Annotated in this window: 15 protein-coding genes; 6 read left to right on the top strand and 9 right to left on the bottom strand. The window is 45.0% G+C overall.

Translation table 11 applies throughout. From position 1 onward, the window contains the following. The gene (gene chrA, locus FRZ54_RS16850) at nt 1–1,200 is read left to right on the top strand and encodes a chromate efflux transporter (RefSeq protein WP_147032753.1); all 1,200 of its coding nucleotides are present in this window, start codon (nt 1–3) and stop codon (nt 1,198–1,200) included. A 178-nt stretch (nt 1,201–1,378) separates the two neighbouring features. Here chrA and dnaB read toward each other — a convergent pair whose 3' ends face one another. Further along, nucleotides 1,379–2,941, bottom strand: a complete 1,563-nt coding sequence (dnaB, locus tag FRZ54_RS16855) for a replicative DNA helicase (protein WP_147032755.1) — start codon at nt 2,939–2,941, stop codon at nt 1,379–1,381. A 287-nt stretch (nt 2,942–3,228) separates the two neighbouring features. Between dnaB and rlmB the strand changes: the two genes are divergently transcribed. Beyond that, complete coding sequence (gene rlmB / locus FRZ54_RS16860) at nt 3,229–3,993, top strand: 23S rRNA (guanosine(2251)-2'-O)-methyltransferase RlmB (RefSeq protein WP_147032756.1); 765 nt, start codon at nt 3,229–3,231, stop codon at nt 3,991–3,993. 55 nt (nt 3,994–4,048) lie between these two features. Here the strand turns inward: rlmB and FRZ54_RS16865 are convergent, their stop codons facing one another. Further along, nucleotides 4,049–5,134, bottom strand: a complete 1,086-nt coding sequence (locus FRZ54_RS16865; protein WP_147032758.1) for a mannose-1-phosphate guanylyltransferase — start codon at nt 5,132–5,134, stop codon at nt 4,049–4,051. Nucleotides 5,135–5,375: 241 nt separating this feature from the next. Here FRZ54_RS16865 and recQ point away from each other — a divergent pair, with 241 nt between their 5' ends. Beyond that, nucleotides 5,376–7,571 carry a DNA helicase RecQ gene (recQ, locus tag FRZ54_RS16870; RefSeq protein WP_377026825.1) on the top strand — a complete coding sequence of 732 codons (2,196 nt, stop codon included), beginning with the start codon at nt 5,376–5,378 and terminating at the stop codon, nt 7,569–7,571. A 115-nt stretch (nt 7,572–7,686) separates the two neighbouring features. Here the strand turns inward: recQ and FRZ54_RS16875 are convergent, their stop codons facing one another. Both FRZ54_RS16875 and FRZ54_RS16880 read right to left on the bottom strand, forming a co-directional pair. Further along, entirely contained in the window at nt 7,687–9,585 is a 1,899-nt protein-coding gene (locus FRZ54_RS16875; protein ID WP_147032759.1) for an OmpA family protein, read from the bottom strand. A gap of 39 nt (nt 9,586–9,624) precedes the next feature. After that, entirely contained in the window at nt 9,625–10,248 is a 624-nt protein-coding gene (locus FRZ54_RS16880) for a 7-carboxy-7-deazaguanine synthase QueE (protein ID WP_147032760.1), read from the bottom strand. 151 nt (nt 10,249–10,399) lie between these two features. Here FRZ54_RS16880 and FRZ54_RS16885 point away from each other — a divergent pair, with 151 nt between their 5' ends. The 3 genes from FRZ54_RS16885 to FRZ54_RS16895 are packed head-to-tail and all read left to right on the top strand — an operon-like array spanning nt 10,400 to nt 11,941. After that, entirely contained in the window at nt 10,400–11,164 is a 765-nt protein-coding gene (locus FRZ54_RS16885) for a hypothetical protein (protein WP_147032761.1), read from the top strand. A gap of 4 nt (nt 11,165–11,168) precedes the next feature. Further along, nucleotides 11,169–11,507: a Rieske (2Fe-2S) protein gene (locus FRZ54_RS16890; RefSeq protein ID WP_147032763.1), complete on the top strand. Its 339-nt coding sequence runs from the start codon at nt 11,169–11,171 to the stop codon at nt 11,505–11,507. Beyond that, complete coding sequence (locus FRZ54_RS16895) at nt 11,507–11,941, top strand: hypothetical protein (RefSeq protein ID WP_147032764.1); 435 nt, start codon at nt 11,507–11,509, stop codon at nt 11,939–11,941. The genes FRZ54_RS16890 and FRZ54_RS16895 overlap by 1 nt, the downstream gene beginning before the upstream one ends. 80 nt (nt 11,942–12,021) lie before the next feature. Here FRZ54_RS16895 and FRZ54_RS16900 read toward each other — a convergent pair whose 3' ends face one another. From FRZ54_RS16900 to FRZ54_RS16920, 5 genes are all read right to left on the bottom strand, one after another. Further along, nucleotides 12,022–12,903: a bifunctional 5,10-methylenetetrahydrofolate dehydrogenase/5,10-methenyltetrahydrofolate cyclohydrolase gene (locus tag FRZ54_RS16900; RefSeq protein WP_147032766.1), complete on the bottom strand. Its 882-nt coding sequence runs from the start codon at nt 12,901–12,903 to the stop codon at nt 12,022–12,024. An 89-nt stretch (nt 12,904–12,992) separates the two neighbouring features. After that, nucleotides 12,993–14,780, bottom strand: a complete 1,788-nt coding sequence (gene lepA / locus FRZ54_RS16905) for a translation elongation factor 4 (protein WP_147032767.1) — start codon at nt 14,778–14,780, stop codon at nt 12,993–12,995. Between the two features lie 66 nt (nt 14,781–14,846). Beyond that, nucleotides 14,847–15,635: a type II CAAX endopeptidase family protein gene (locus tag FRZ54_RS16910; RefSeq protein WP_147032769.1), complete on the bottom strand. Its 789-nt coding sequence runs from the start codon at nt 15,633–15,635 to the stop codon at nt 14,847–14,849. Continuing rightward, nucleotides 15,628–16,164, bottom strand: coding sequence for a hypothetical protein (locus FRZ54_RS16915; protein ID WP_147032771.1), 537 nt, complete (start codon nt 16,162–16,164; stop codon nt 15,628–15,630). The genes FRZ54_RS16910 and FRZ54_RS16915 overlap by 8 nt, the downstream gene beginning before the upstream one ends. A 226-nt stretch (nt 16,165–16,390) precedes the next feature. Continuing rightward, nucleotides 16,391–16,663 (bottom strand): hypothetical protein, encoded by a 273-nt coding sequence (locus FRZ54_RS16920; protein WP_147032773.1) that lies wholly within the window; start codon nt 16,661–16,663, stop codon nt 16,391–16,393. Between the last annotated feature and the right edge of the window lie 34 nt (nt 16,664–16,697).

Raw genomic sequence — 16,697 nt, forward strand, 5'->3', positions numbered from 1 at the left:
ATGAGAAAACGCCAGCTCTTATTTCTTCGCGATGTATTGATCTATACGTTTACGGCGTTCGGCGGGCCGCAGGCGCATATTGCTATTTTGCTCCGTGAGTTTGTTGAAAAAAGGCGTTATATTACCGAACAGGAATTATTGGAGCTGAATGCGCTTGCCCAAATATTGCCCGGCCCATCGTCAACACAAACCCTGGTAGGCATAGCTTGGAAAGTGGGGGGTCTTCGCCTGGCGATCATCACCTTTTTGATATGGGTATTTCCGTCGGCCGCTATTATGTGCCTGGCGGCCATCAGCTACAAAATGTGGCTCACACACAGCAAATTTGCAGATGTGCTCCGTTTTGTGCAACCAATGGCGGTAGGCATAGTGGCTTATGCAACTTATACATTTGCTATCAAATTTTTGAAAACAAACGTTTCTATCGTCCTGGCTATAGGCTCGTTGATAGCTACGCTGATCTTGAGGAACGCCTACGCGTTTCCGATCTTGATCCTGCTGGGTGGTATTATTTCATCGGCGCTGGAAACGCAACCGCAGGAAGATGAGATACGCGTAAAACTTTTTGCCAATGTGAACCCTAAAAAGGTGACCTATTTTATTGGCATTCTGCTGGTTTTTGCGGCATTGGGCGCCGTTATTAACCAGGCATCGCCATTAAGTCTGCCTATACGCCTGTTCGAAAACTTTTACCGCAACGGAATACTGATATTTGGTGGCGGACAAGTTCTGGTACCGCTGATGTTCACCGAATTTGTGGAAGTGAAGCATTACCTCACCAATTCCGAATTTCTCTCGGGCTTTGCGCTGCAGCAGGCCTTACCGGGGCCTACATTTTCCTTTACCTCGTTTATCGGCAGTATGACCCTGGGGAATAAGGGTTTCGGCGTTGGCGGGCAGATCATCGGCAGTATTGTTGCAGTTATTGGTATTAACTTACCCGGTTTTATCCTGATCCTGTTTATCGTGCCGTTTTGGGAGGACCTGAAGAAGATAACCCGCATCCGCAATTCATTAAGTGGTATCAGTGCTGCCGCCGTGGGGTTTATGGCTACGGCTTTGATCATGCTTACCATACCGTTCGGCCTGCATTGGGAAGCCTATGGTTTAATGGCCGGTACTTTCCTGCTGCTTACATTTACTAAAATTAAAACGCCCGTTGTGATTATTATTGGAGTGGTTTTGGGGTTGATATTTTAAACCCCCGGCGCCTGAAGGGGGGTGAATTGGGTGTCTGAGTTATAAACTATTCCATGTCCGTTTCGTTGGGACTGACGCCAGCGGGTCTGTGTGCGCCGGCCTTCTTCCGCAGGTGAAGGGGGGACTGATCACCGATCAACAAATCTCTAATCACCAATATCAGACTCAGTGTAACCCTTTAAAAGGGCTCATCATCCATATCATCCATCCTTGAAGGGCGAATGATAAAGTTGCTTGGCTTTTCAAAATCTTGCGATGGGTTTAGCCCGGCGAAGGCGTTGCCTCCCTGCGGCGCGAAATTATCCATGCCTTGGTCAAGGTCAGTAAATTTAACATACTTACCAACGAATTTCAGGCGTACGGTACCGGTCTCGCCGTTACGATGCTTGGCAATGATAACTTCGCCGACGCCCTGGGTTGGCATACCGTTTTCGTCCTCCGTCATACCGTAATATTCGGGTCGGTAAAGGAACAATACCATATCCGCGTCCTGCTCTATAGAGCCCGATTCACGCAAGTCTGATAGCATTGGCCGTTTGGAGGCGCCCGGGCGGTTTTCAACGGCGCGGCTTAACTGCGAAAGAGCTATAACCGGAACATTCAATTCCTTTGCAACCGATTTTAACGCACGTGATATACTGCCGATCTCCTGCTCACGGTTGCCGCCTCCTTTACCGTCACTGCCTTTGCCCTGCATCAACTGCAGGTAATCTATAATGATCAGTTGTATATCGTGCTGCGACTTCAGACGGCGGCATTTGGCCCTGAATTCGAAAATATTTAATGCGGGGGTATCATCAATGATCAGTGGGGCCTGTTCCAGCCTGCCTATTTTGGAGTGTATCTGCTGCCATTCCCATTCTTCCAGGTTGCCCTTACGGATCTTTTCCTGCTCTATCTGCGTTTCGCCGGATATTAGACGATTTACCAATTGAACTGAGGACATCTCGAGAGAGAATACAACAACCGGCTTGCTAAAGTCGACCGCAGCATTGCGCGCGCAGCTTAATACAAAGGCCGTTTTACCCATTGCAGGGCGGGCGGCGATGATAACCAGGTCGGAGCGCTGCCAGCCCGAGGTCATCCTGTCCAGATCTGTAAAGCCGGAGGCGACACCTGTCAGGCCGTCTTTCTTATCCTTCAGCGCTTCCATCTCTTTCAGTGTTTCGTGTATGATGTCGTCCATCTTGCGCGAGTCGCGGCGAAGGTTGTTCTGGGCTATATCGAACAGGTTCTTTTCGGCTTTATCCAGCAGGTCAAGCACATCGGTGGTATCTTCGTAGGCGTTATTGATCACCTCGGTGGAGATGCGGATCAATTCGCGCTGTATGAATTTCTGGATAATGATACGCGAGTGGTATTCGATATTGGCGGCCGAGGCCACGCGGTTGGTCAATTCGGTGATATAGTATGCCCCGCCGATCATTTCCAGCTCGCCCTGCTGGCGCAGCTGAGCAGTTACAGTCAGAATATCCACAGGCGACGTGCGCTCAAATAAATGTCGTATGGCCGCAAATATCTTTTGGTGATTATCCTTGTAAAAAACCTCGGGTTTGAGGATGTCGATAACGGATGAAAGAGCGTCCTTCTCCAGCATCAAAGCGCCTAAAACTGCTTCCTCCAGGTCGACGGCCTGCGGGGGCAATTTACCAAGCCCGCTATAGGGAGTGGGGTTGGTGATCCGGCTTCGGCGTTCGTTGGTTGTCGGCTTGTTATAGGGTGTATCGTTATCAGGAATCATAAGGAAACAAAAATATACAAAAAATGTTCGGATTACCTAACATTGGAATTTTTCTGTTACAAATAAACCGCGATGATTGTACAAATTTCAAACAATGGTATTAACACTTTGTGTGAATAAGATGTGAGTTACCGTGGCAACCAATTGAAAAAGAACGATGTGGATAAACATTTGAAATGTTTATTATTTTGAAAACGCGGTACACTAAGTCGACGGATATGTTAATTCAATAAGTGCTGAAAATCAATTAATATGGCTATTTTTGGCGAACTTTTACTTCAAAATATATGTCCTTTAATACTCGTCCGCCCAGGGAAAACAACCAGATGGTTTTTGGTATACGTGCAGTTATCGAGGCGATCAGGTCGGGTAAGGAGATCGAGTCGTTATACATTCAGCGGGGCGTGGGCGGGGGTTTATTACACGAACTGAAAGAACTGCTTCATCAGTACGGCATAGTTGCCCAGCAGGTACCTATCGAGAAGCTGAACCGCATCACGGCGAAGAATCACCAGGGGGTAATTGCTGTTATCTCGCCCATCATATACCAGAAAATAGAGAATATCATCCCCGAAATATTTGAGAGAGGAGATGCACCCCTGATATTGGTGTTAGACGGCATAACCGATGTGCGCAACATGGGTGCCATTGCCCGCACGGCAGAATGCGCAGGCGTGCATGCTATCGTTATCCCTGCAAAGGGCTCGGCGCAGATCAATGCAGATGGCATCAAAACGTCGGCCGGGGCGCTATACAAAATACCGGTTTGCCGTCACGACAATTTTATGCAGACGATGCGTTTTTTGCAGAAATCGGGCCTGCAATTGGTTGCTTGTACAGAAAAAACCAGGGAATTTATTTATACCCCGGACTATACCGTGCCTACTGCTATCGTTATGGGATCGGAAGAGGATGGCATACGCAACGAGATCATCCGTATGGCCGACCATTTAGCCAAAATACCGATGTTTGGGGAGATCGAGTCGCTGAATGTTTCGGTATCGACGGGTGTGATATTGTACGAGGCTGTGCGCCAAAGGCGCAGTAGTTAGTGATTAGTTAACTGGTGATCAGTTGCAAATGTCACTAATCTTCTAATCACTACCCTCAAATATACTTCGTTCCGAACTTCGTTTTTACGTCTGCTACTACCTGTTTCACATTTTGTTCCTGGTCGCGGGGGCAGATAAGGAGCGTATTATTCGATTCCACTACGATAAAATCATGCAGGCCCTGTAAAACAACCAACTTATCAGCGGGTACGTTCACCATGCAGTTCGATGAGTCGTACATGATCACTTTCTCTGATGGGATGACCGCATTGCCAACATAATCTTTTTCAGCAAGCTGGTATATGGATGCCCAGGTACCCAGGTCGGACCAGCCGAATTCTGAAGGAAGTACATAGACGTTATCGGCCTTTTCCATAATACCGTAGTCGATAGAAATATTGGTGCATTGCTGATAGGCCTTGTGTACATGGGCCTTTTCACCGTCGGTATTGTAAACCGAACGCGCCTCCGCGAAGATTTCGTTCATCTCCGGCTGGTAACGGACAAAAGCTTTTACAATAGACTTAGCTGACCAAACGAAGATCCCGGCATTCCATAAAAAATCGCCGCTTTGGATAAAGGTTTTGGCTAATTCGAGATTAGGCTTTTCCGTGAACGTCTTAACTTTATGAAATTCGTCATTTATGGCATTGTCTGTGAACTGGATATAGCCATAACCGGTATCGGGTCTCGATGGCTTTATACCGAGTGTTATCAGGCATTCTTTTTCAGAAGCCACTTTTAGCGATTTCTCGATAGCAGATATAAAAGCCGCCTCGTCCAATATCAGGTGATCTGATGGCGCCACAACAATAGCGGCATCCGGATTCATACTTTCTATTTTGAAACAGCCATAGGCAATGCAAGGCGCCGTATTGCGCATCACCGGCTCGGTAAGTATCTGGCTGTTCTGCATATCGGGCAACTGAGTTTTTACCAGCCCGGCATAATTTTCATTAGTTACAACGTAAATATTTTCTTTCGGGCAAACTTTCAGGAACCTGTCGTAGGTATTTTGAATCAGTGTTTTACCGGTACCAAGTATATCTAAGAATTGTTTTGGATAGGATGTTCTGCTAATAGGCCAAAAACGGCTTCCGATACCGCCTGCCATGATAATAGCATAATAGTTTTTATTCATCTGAATTTAAAGAATTTTATAGCTCAAAGGCCGTGACAAAATTGGACATTATTCTGTAAAGTATTTGTTAAATAAAATCGCATCAAACGCCCGAAATTTTATCAAAGTTATAAATCCTGTAAATAAACAAATTGTTTTCATTTAAAAATCATTTTTGTATAAAATTTAAAACAAAACCCATCGTTTATTTAGAAAATTTTGTTATTTTGAACTTTTAAATACAATAATATAATTACCTATAATGATTGAAACGAAACGGTCGCTTTTTGATAATCTGCAGAATTTTTTTGGGTTTGATAACTTCAAGGGAGAGCAGGAAGCGATCATCACGAACATCCTCGCCGGAAATGATACTTTCGTGATTATGCCGACGGGCGGGGGCAAATCCATGTGCTATCAATTGCCGGCCCTGATGAGTGATGGTACGGCGATCGTTATATCGCCGCTGATAGCGCTGATGAAAAACCAGGTAGACCAATTGAGAGCCTTCGGAGGTTCGGACAGCATAGCACATTTTTTAAATTCATCGTTGACCAAGGCCGACATAGCACGTGTGAAGGAAGATGTACTGGGTGGGAAAACAAAATTGCTTTACGTAGCGCCCGAATCGTTAACCAAACAGGAAAATGTCGATTTTCTCCGTTTGAACCATGTTTCGTTCGTCGCCGTGGACGAAGCGCATTGTATCTCGGAATGGGGGCACGATTTTCGCCCCGAGTACCGCAAGATACGCCAGGTGATCAGCAACATAGGCGACGATATCCCCATTATTGCATTAACCGCTACAGCAACCCCTAAGGTACAACAAGATATCCAGAAGAACCTGCAAATGAATAATGCAACGGTTTTCAAATCATCGTTCAATCGCTCCAACCTGTTTTACGAGGTACGGGCGAAAAGAAACGTGATCAAGGAGATCGTCAAATTCGTTAAGCAAAACCAGGGAAAATCGGGGATCATATATTGCCTTAGCCGTAAAAAGGTGGAAGAAGTGGCCGAGGCCTTAAATCTTAACGGTGTAAAGGCCCTGCCTTACCATGCCGGACTAGAATCGAAGGTACGCGCCGACACACAGGACAAGTTCCTGATGGAGGATGTAGACGTTATTGTGGCGACAATTGCCTTTGGAATGGGGATCGACAAGCCAGACGTTCGTTATGTGATACACCACGATATGCCGAAAAGCATGGAAGGTTATTACCAGGAAACGGGCCGCTCGGGGCGTGATGGCGGCGAAGGTGTTTGCCTTGCCTTCTATTCTGAAAAGGATATAGACAAGCTGCAAAAGTTTATGAAAGATAAACCCGTATCGGAGCGCGAGATAGGCACCCAGATACTGAAGGAAGTAATAGACTACGCCGAATCATCTGTTTGCCGCCGGAAACAGTTGCTGCACTACTTTGGCGAAAACTTTAATGAAGCGGGCTGCAACAATATGTGCGATAATTGCTGCGCACACAAAGAACATTTTGATGGCGAGGAACAATTGCATAAGGCGTTGAGCCTGGTTAAAAAATTGGGCGAGAAGTTTGATGACGAGCATATCATCAGTGTACTAATGGGTGCAGACAACCCGCAGGTGCATAATTATGGCCATCATTTGATAGACGAGTTCGGTTCGGGTAAAGACGATGGAGAAAACCTTTGGAAATCATTGATGCGCCAGGCGCTGCTCAATAATTATCTTTCCAAAGATATTGATCAGTATGGCTTGCTTAGATTAACCAAAGCCGGCATCAACTTCCTTGATAATCCGCATAGCATCAGGTTTGTTCTGAACCGCCCGATGGGCGCTACGGACGATGATGAGTCGGAAGACGGCCCGAAACAAGGCGGAGGAGCGCTTGATACCGAATTGCTGCAGATGTTGAAGGACCTGCGCAAGAAAATAGCCAAGCAAAAGGGTTTGCCCCCGTTTGTGATATTCCAGGACCCATCGCTCGAAGAAATGTGCACACATTACCCGATAACAACGGAGGAGTTGAAGCAAATTTCTGGCGTAGGTACGGGCAAAGCAATGAAATTTGGTGCGCCATTCATCGATCTAATCAAGAAATACGTCGAGGATAATGAAATAGACCGCCCGGTAGATATGGTGATCAAGAGCGCTGCCAACAAATCGGCGTTAAAGGTTTATATCATCCAGAATATTGACCGCCATCTGAGCTTGGAGGACATCGCCGCTTCAAAAGGATTAACTTATGAAGAGATACTTCGTGAAGTGGAAACTATCGTTAATTCGGGCACTAAACTTAACCTCAATTACTTTATTGATGAAGTGATAGACGAAGATAAACAGGAAGAGGTTTTTGACTATTTTAAAACGGCCGAGATCGATTCGATCGATAATGCCCTTGCAGAACTAGGGGCCGACGACTATACCCGTGAGGAGGTACAATTAATGCGCATCAAATTCATATCAGAAATAGGGAATTGAGCAGAAAGCTTAAAGTTTATAATATTATAGCCGGTGATAAGCCGGCTTTTTGCTTTCACACGATTGTTGTCAATTTGTCCATACAGGCCTGATCTCTAATCACCGGCTCTAATCTCTACTTCGCAATTATCTTAAACTCCGTCCTGCGGTTTTTACTACGGCCATCGTCAGTATCGTTTGATTCGATGGGTTGCGTCTCGCCATAGCCTTTGTAAGTTAACCTTTCGGGCTGAATACCGTTAGCTATCAAATATTGGTAAACAGCTTTGGCACGATTCTCAGACAGTACCTGGTTAGATTGCACAGTACCTACGTTATCCGTATGGCCGGATACTTCGATATGCACGGTCTTGTTCAGGTTAAGAAAATCTATGAGTTTTTGTAGTTCGGGCTTCGATTCGTCTTTGATGTCAAACTTATTGGTATCAAAAAAGATGTTTTTTAGAATAACCTTATTGCCAACCTCGATAGGCTGCAAATAAGCGGTGATATGGAATGGCTCGGTATTTACATGTCCTGCAAGTGAGAAATTAGCCGAATAGAAGAGGTAGCCGTCCCTGGCGATATTTAGCCCGTAATCTTTACCTGTTGTAATGGTCGCCAGGAAATCGCCCTGCTCGGCCGAACTGTAATCCTGGTAAACAGGTGAGTTCTTAACCAGGTCGACGATCTCCACTGCCGATTCCAGGGGTTGTTTGGTTACCGCGTCCAGCACAATGCCTTTGACATAGGTAACCTCATGCGGCCGAAGTGCAGGCGGCAGTTCGAAAGTATAAATATCAAATCCGCCCTGGCCGTTTAACTTGTTTGATGCAAAAAAAGCATAAGTTCCATTTGCAGTTAAGGTGAGCCCGTTCTCATCACCGTTTGAATTGATGGGGTAGCCCAGGTTTATTGGTTTTTGCCACTTCCCATCCTTGCCCAGGTGACTTACAAACAGGTCCATTCCACCAAGGCCCGGCCAGCCGTTCGAGCAAAAATAAAAGGTACTGTCGTCGGGGTGAATAAATGGCGATTGCTCGTCGTATGGCGTATTGATATTCGGCCCCATATTCTCCGGTTGCGACCAGCCCTTTTCGCTAAGGGTCGATTTATAAAGGTCGTAACCCCCATATCCGCCTTTCCGGTTGCTCACGAAATAAAGTGTACGTCCGTCAGCGCTTATAGACGGCTGCGACTCCCAGCCATTTGTGTTTACCGGCGGACTTATATCAAAGGGTTTATTCCAGTCGTTACCCTTTTTGGTTGCAATGTAAATATCGCATCGCCCGAGGCCGTCCGGGCGGTTGCAGCCCGTAAAAAACAGCACTTTACCATTTTGAGAAATAGACTGCGCACCTTCGTTATATCTCGGTGTATTGATCTGGTCGCTCAGGTAGGTTGCCGTTTGCCACTTGCCGTTAACCTTGTCGCTTTTATAAAAGTCCTCGTTGTTATTGATTTTGCGGGTAAATATCAAAGTATTTTCGTCGGCTGTAACGGTCGGCAGGTATTCATCATCAGCCGTATTGATCTCGTCTCCAACGTTAATAGGTTTAAATGGTACCGGGTGTTGTATAGCATCGAGGCTGAAGGCGCAGTCGTTCAATAATTTTTTTGCGATTGCCGCCGTCTGCGGGGTTGTATTATCGTATGAAAGATATTTTTCGAGATGTATTTTAGCCTGCGCATACTGAGCGTTATGAACCTCGCAATCGCCAAGCTTATAATAAATGCCCCGGCTAAATTCTGGATCGAGGGCAATCGCCTTGAGGAATTGTTCCGATGCTTCTCCATAACGCCACCTGCCCCGCAGGACATCACCTAAAAGAACATGGGCCTCTATAAATTTTGCATCCTCACCAATGGCTTTTTGCAACTGCTCAATAGCCTCGTCATATAAGCGATCGTCGAGACTTTGATTGGCCAGTGCGAAGTATTGAATTGCTTGTTTGTCGGTAGTAGAGTATTGCCTCTGAGCGTAAACAAGCGAAGCAAACAGGAGAAAAAACACCGAAAGGAAAATAACTTTCATCCGACGTAATACGGTATTTAAAGCCCGAAGTTACGGTATTTAGGGGATATTCAAATATTTATGTGTTTGCAGCGATATCTCCCATTTGGGGTTATTCATCACATAATCAACAATAAGCGGCGTCATTTCCTTCGCTTTCGACCATTCGGGCTGAAGATATAATTTACATTGCGCCGATACCATAGCTGCATGCTCTTCGGCCCAGGCAAAATCCGACTTATTGAATATGATCACTTTCAGTTCATCAGCGTGTTGGGCGATGCCTGCAGCGGGCTTTTTGAATTTTTTTGGCGAAAGGCATACCCAGTCCCATTGTCCCGACATTGGATAGGCGCCAGATGTTTCAATAAAAGTTTTAATGCCGTTTTCGCGAAGCCCGGAGGTTAAATAGTCAAGATTATACAAAAGTGGTTCGCCGCCTGTAACCACAACGGCGCGTGAAGGGTATTTTAAAGCGTTCTCCACGATCTTATCTGCCGCGGTGAGCGGATGGAGTTCAGCGTCCCAGCTTTCCTTTACGTCGCACCAATGACAGCCTACGTCGCAACCACCTAAACGGATAAAGTAGGCCGCCTTACCGGTATTAAATCCTTCGCCCTGTATCGTATAAAATTCTTCCATCAAAGGAAGTAATGTGCCGTCGTCCGGAACCTGGTGTGCCATATTTTGAAGAGGCAAATATAGTGATTAGAGATCAGTGATTAGTTAATTAGTGTCAGCACATAACTAGCCACTGATAACCAATCACTGGTCACCTAAAAAATTAATTGAATTTTTCAATTAATTTTTTTACAATTACGTTAAATATTCGCTTATGCGAAAAGCTTACTTTTTCATACTGTTTTTAACTGTAGTTTGCCTCACATCCTGTGTTGACGTGGAGGAACATTACGATTTCAAAGCTGATGGCTCGTGTAAAGTGGCTTATACTTTTGACATGGGCAAGGCGATGTCGGTATTAATGAATTTGATGCCGGATTCAATAAAGGCTACGCCGCAGTTTTCGATGGTAAAGGATACCACGCTGAATTTTTATAGCGCCATGCCTGATAGCACCCAGCAAAAGATGACGCTTGAGCAAACGAACCTGGCAAAAAGCAGTAATTTATCTGTGAGAATGAACCTGCCCAAAAGCGAAATGAAGGTAAGTATTTCGCACCAGGCAAAAGATGCTGCCGACCTGCAATATTATCTCAGGAACATATCGAAGATCGAATCGGAGAGTAATCTAAATTCGGTCTCGAAGAATAAAAGTGACGTAAAGGGCTTTGACGCACAACAATTGATAAGCGGGCAGGATTATTATGCTTACGAGGTTACCCCGCACAAATTTTACCGTGTCATCGATAAGGCTAAGTTTAACGCTTTCCTAAAAAAAGCGCAATCAACGCTTGCTATGGCAAAAGCTATGCTTATCGATATGCCTTATAAAGTGGTGCTTAATTTTGCTAAACCTGTAAAAAAAGTAAATAATCCGAGGGCATTGGTTTCGGCCGACAGAAAACGGGTCACCCTGCAAACCAACATGGACGAGATCATCAAAGATCCTTCAGTAATGAATTTGAAGATCGATTTTTGAAAGCATGGAATGGTATAAAATACCTGATCTGAAATACACCGGACAAACATTTATTAAAAGGGTAAAAGCAGGCGGAAAAACCATCTGTCTCGTCGGTTATGACAACAAGGTTTTTGCATTAGGCGCAAAATGCCCGCACGCCGGGGGCGATCTTACACAGGGCTGGTGTAAAGAAGGGAAACTTATTTGCCCGGTACACAGATACTCCTATAGCCTGGAAACCGGGAAAGGGAGCGAGGGCCAAAACGATTATATAGACAGTTATCCTGTTGAAATAAAGGATGATTCTGTTTATATTGGCATCAGTTCGTTCTGGGAGAAATTTAAACAAGCATTTAAATAATGGGCAACATCGAGATAAACGACCTGGCAAGGGATTTTTATAAAGCCGTTAGTTTCAGGAATGAGAAAGCGCCGGACCTGAGCCAGCTTCAGATACTTTTTTTTGGCGATGGCATCCTGGTAAACAACAGTTTTCAGCATCCCATAGGATTTACTGCTGAATCGTTTGTATCGGCACTGGAATCGGACATTGCCGAGGGCAACATGGATCAGTTCATTCAGCATGAATTGCACGCCAAAACGGAGGTTTTTGGTAAACTGGCCCAGCGAATAAGCGTTTACGAATATAACTTAGGCGAAGAAACATCTGGCCGCTTGCCCAGGGGTGTTAATTATATGCAGTTTGTACAGGTAGATGGTAACTGGCGTATCCTTTCTGTTGCCTGGTGCGACGAGAACGAGGATAATCTTATTCCGCAGGAATATATGCAATAGTGTGGTTGGATGGGTTGAACAGGCTGGCTAAGTTCCTGCTTTTCAACTTAATCAACAATTAACCTTTCACTCGATCAACTTTAAGAATAAACTTCCTTATTAGCTGAGGCCAGCGTATTTTTTAGCAATCCTACTATGGTCATTAAACCTACACCACCCGGAACCGGTGTTATCCATGATGATTTCGGGGCGACATTTTCAAAGTCGACATCGCCATATAATTTAAAACCCGATTTTGTCACGGTTGATGTTTCGCGGTTCATACCCACGTCGATCACCACTACGCCATCTTTTACCATATCGGCGGTAATAAAATTCTTTTTGCCAATGGCTACGATGAGTATATCAGCATCTAAAGTGAATTTTTTGATATCAGGCGTACGGCTGTGGCAAATAGTAACCGTGCAATTGCCCGGTGTGGTGTTCCGGGCCATCAGTATACTCATGGGCGAACCGACAATATTACTGCGGCCAACCACCACACAATGCTTTCCGGTGGTATCAATGCCGTATTCCTTCAGCATCAGCGTGATGCCATAAGGCGTAGCCGGTATAAACGATGGCAGATTACGCTGCATCCGGCCGAGGTTAATAGGGTGGAAGCCGTCCACATCTTTTCGGTAGTCGATCTTCTCTGTAACTTTTTCCGGGTCGATGTGCTTTGGCAATGGTAACTGAACAATGATACCGTCGATATCAGCGTCAGCATTCAATTCAGCTACTTTGGCCAGTAATTCTTCCTCGGTAACTGTGTCTTCGTACCTAACCAAACTCGATTTAAAACCCACTTTCTCACAATTCTTCATTTTGCTGGCCACATAGGTCTCGCTGCCACCATCGTGACCCACTAAAACCGCCACCAAATGCGGCTTACGGCCCGTGCGTTCCAATATTTTAGCCGCTTCATCGGCAATTTCCAACTTTAGCTTTTCTGATACGTATTTTCCGTCGAGTAAATTCATTAGCCCCCCGTCCCCCAAAAGGGGGAGTTAAAAGTAAAATTTTATATGTCTATTGCCCCTTATCAATTCCCCCTTCAGGGGTTAGGGGTTTAATCTAATTTCAACACCGCCATAAACGCCGACTGCGGTATTTCCACGTTACCTACCTGGCGCATGCGTTTCTTTCCTTTTTTCTGCTTTTCCAGCAACTTGCGCTTACGCGATATATCACCGCCGTAGCATTTGGCCGTAACGTCTTTACGCAAGGCCTTCACCGTTTCACGGGCAATGATCTTTGCACCGATGGATGCCTGTATGATGATCTCGAACTGCTGGCGTGGTAATAATTCTTTCAGCTTTTCGCATATCTTTTTACCGAAATCATAAGCATTTCCCCGGTATATCAGAGATGACAGGGCGTCCACAGGCTCCGCATTTAAACGAATATCCAGGCGTACCAGGTCCGACTGGCGATAACCTATCTGGTGATAATCGAACGACGCATAGCCTTTGGAGATCGTTTTCAGTTTATCGTAAAAATCGAACACGATCTCGCCCATCGGCATTTCAAATATTAGTTCAACACGATCCGATGTCAGGTACGACTGATTAACGATAGAACCGCGTTTCTGTATACATAATGACATTACCGGCCCTACAAATTCCGATTTGGTAATTATGGTCGCCTTAATATAGGGCTCTTCGACAAAGTCGATCCGGCTCGGGTCCGGCAGATCGGAAGGGTTATTTACCTGCAATTCCTCACCGCGGGTAGTAAACGCCTTGTAGGATACGTTAGGCACTGTGGTGATAACCGTCATGTCAAACTCGCGTTCCAAACGCTCCTGGATGATCTCCATGTGCAACATGCCGAGGAACCCGCATCGGAAACCAAAACCCAATGCCGCAGACGATTCCGGTTCAAAAACCAGCGAAGCATCGTTCAACTGCAATTTGGCCATCGATTCGCGCAGCTCTTCATAATCATCCGTATCAACCGGGTAAATACCAGCAAAAACCATGGGTTTCACCTCTTCAAAGCCTTGTATGCCTTCCGCGCAGGGCCGGTCGACATGGGTTATGGTATCGCCAACTTTTACTTCGCGGGCTTCCTTAATACCTGATATGATATAGCCTACGTCGCCTGTTTTGATGACATCTTTTGGCAATTGATTCAGCTTTAACGTACCAACTTCATCAGCCAGGTATTGCTTTTCCGTTGCCACAAACTTTACCTTTTCGCCTTTTCGTATTTCGCCGTTAACTACTTTAAAGTAAGCGATGATTCCCCTGAACGAATTAAATACCGAGTCGAAGATCAAAGCCTGTAAAGGGGCTTTCGGGTCGCCAACAGGAGCGGGGACGCGTTCCACTATCGCCCGCAAAATATCATGAACTCCCAAACCCGTTTTACCTGAAGCTGCCAATATCTCTTCACGCTTACAACCTATCAGGTCGACGATCTGGTCTTTAACCTCCTCGGGCATAGCGCCTGGAAGGTCCATTTTATTCAGAACGGGGATAATTTCCAGGTCGTTCTCTAAAGCAAGGTATAAGTTGGATATGGTTTGTGCCTGTATGCCCTGTGCCGCATCTACTATCAATAATGCGCCTTCGCAGGCTGCTATCGACCGGGAAACCTCGTAGGAAAAATCCACGTGCCCGGGTGTGTCGATCAGGTTCAAAACATATTTCTGGCCATCGAGCACATAGTCCATCTGTATAGCATGGCTCTTGATGGTGATGCCGCGCTCCCGCTCCAGGTCCATGTCATCCAAAAGCTGCGCCTGTGCATCGCGTTGCGAGATAGTATTGGTATATTCAAGCAAACGATCGGCTAAAGTACTTTTGCCGTGGTCGATATGCGCTATGATACAAAAATTACGAATGTGCTCCATTTTCAGCGCAAAAGTAGCTTTTTAAGGCGAGATTAAGAAAGGCCCGCGCGGCGAGTTAGGCCTGTTTTATAAATGGTGGTTCCATTGTATTATTTCGAGCATTATGGCAGTGAAATTAAAGCAGAAGTGCATACATACCCCATACCATAGCGTTTTTTCTTTAGTGCGCACATGGCCGAGTAATAAGGCAAATGGGATAAGCCAGAAAAGTGAAATTACTGATCTGTGCATAATAGCGAAAACAAAAGAACTTATAAAAATTGCCTGTTTGGTATCAGTTACCAGCATAAGCTTTCCCAGCAAAAACCCGCGATAGCCCAGTTCTTCAAACAAAGCCGGCATTACCGCGACAAAAAAGATCGCCAATACAACGCTATTCTTATGCGATGCATAGAACTCGTAATAAGAGAAGTCGGTAGAAAACAGGCTCCTGTTAAGCCATCTAACAACAAAGTTTACCACAAACGATCCCCCGACCGCAATAGCACAATACCCCAGCAGTTTTAGAACAGAAAAACTATGCCATAGAAATACGCTTTTTAGTTTTGACCAATTGATAAAAAAGAAAACGACAGCGACTGCTGCCAGGAAAACATCAATAACAATTGACCAGGTAAATGTTTTAAAGTAATCTACAAAGCTAAATACACAACAGGCAACGGCATGTATAGCAAAAAACAGCGCCGCCTGCTTTATTGCTCTCCACTTTTCCTCAGTCGAACTTTCAGAAGAGAGAATAATAGCATGACCGCAATGACTGCAAAACCTGCTGCTTTCATATACGGGCCGATCACAGTTACCGCAATGGGGTAATTGCGATTCATCCGCATCGTTAATAAGGGTTAGATCAGCCAATATTTAGTTCCTTTTTAAGTTTTTCGGCTTCTATAGCAGATTTGATACCTTTTATAAAACAGCCGACGATGAATATCTTGAAAATAATACCGCTTACTATTGTTAATGGGTTTTCGATGGCATTCAGGATAAATATCAACGCATATAACGATGTGCCGGTGATCACCCCGGCCAACGGCATACGTGTACACCAGAAACCTATCGCAGCAAAAAGTACCGCTAATATCGCATTCACAAGCAGAACAGTGCTCCCCAACCCGGTTTTGTCCATGCCATAAACTATCAGGCCGCCTACCAGGGTAGCGCCGGCAACGTAATACAACGCATAGCTAGCCTTTTTTACCATTCTGTTAGCTTCTTCCAGGTTAAGCTCCTTGTAGCTTTTGTCCATTAAAAATTTCTTTTGCTCCTCTTCAGTTCCCGTAAGCGGATATCCGCAATCTGCGCAAAATTGGTCGTTGGTGGTAACAGTTGAAGTACAGGATTTGCAAAAGGTAAAATCGTTGGCTGGTGTTAATTGTGCGTCCATTGTTTAGGGTTTAGAGAAGCAAGATAAAAATTTAGAAGGAATTTATCAATAGCCTTTAAGGGATGGCATAGCTTAAACAACCAAGTGGGTTTACATGGTTTACACAATTTCAAATCTTTAATCGTTAAACTTTTGATTATCAGTATATTAGATCACAGTTAGCGAAAAAAGTGTTAACCATGATTGGAGTCATTTTACCGGAAATATTAGGACTAAAGATATATGATCAAAACCTTTCAACATAATTGATAATAAACTTTGCCAGTTGCTCCTGCTCGGCTATAGTCAGTACCTCGCCGTCGTATATCCAATAGCCTTGCTCATCAAATAGTATTCTGCCTAAATGATCCGGGGTTTCTTCGAAAGCTGTATATAGATTATAAACCAAAACCTTGCTTTTGCTTTCAAGTTCCGGCACCACGCGGATGATCTCGTCAGGTCCGTTTTTACGCCTTATCCAGGCTTTTGCCTCTGTTATCAGTTCGGTATTCTTTATCATAACAAAACAAAAATGAAAATAATTTGCTAATAAT

This window comes from Mucilaginibacter ginsenosidivorans, from assembly GCF_007971025.1.
GTDB lineage: Bacteria > Bacteroidota > Bacteroidia > Sphingobacteriales > Sphingobacteriaceae > Mucilaginibacter > Mucilaginibacter ginsenosidivorans.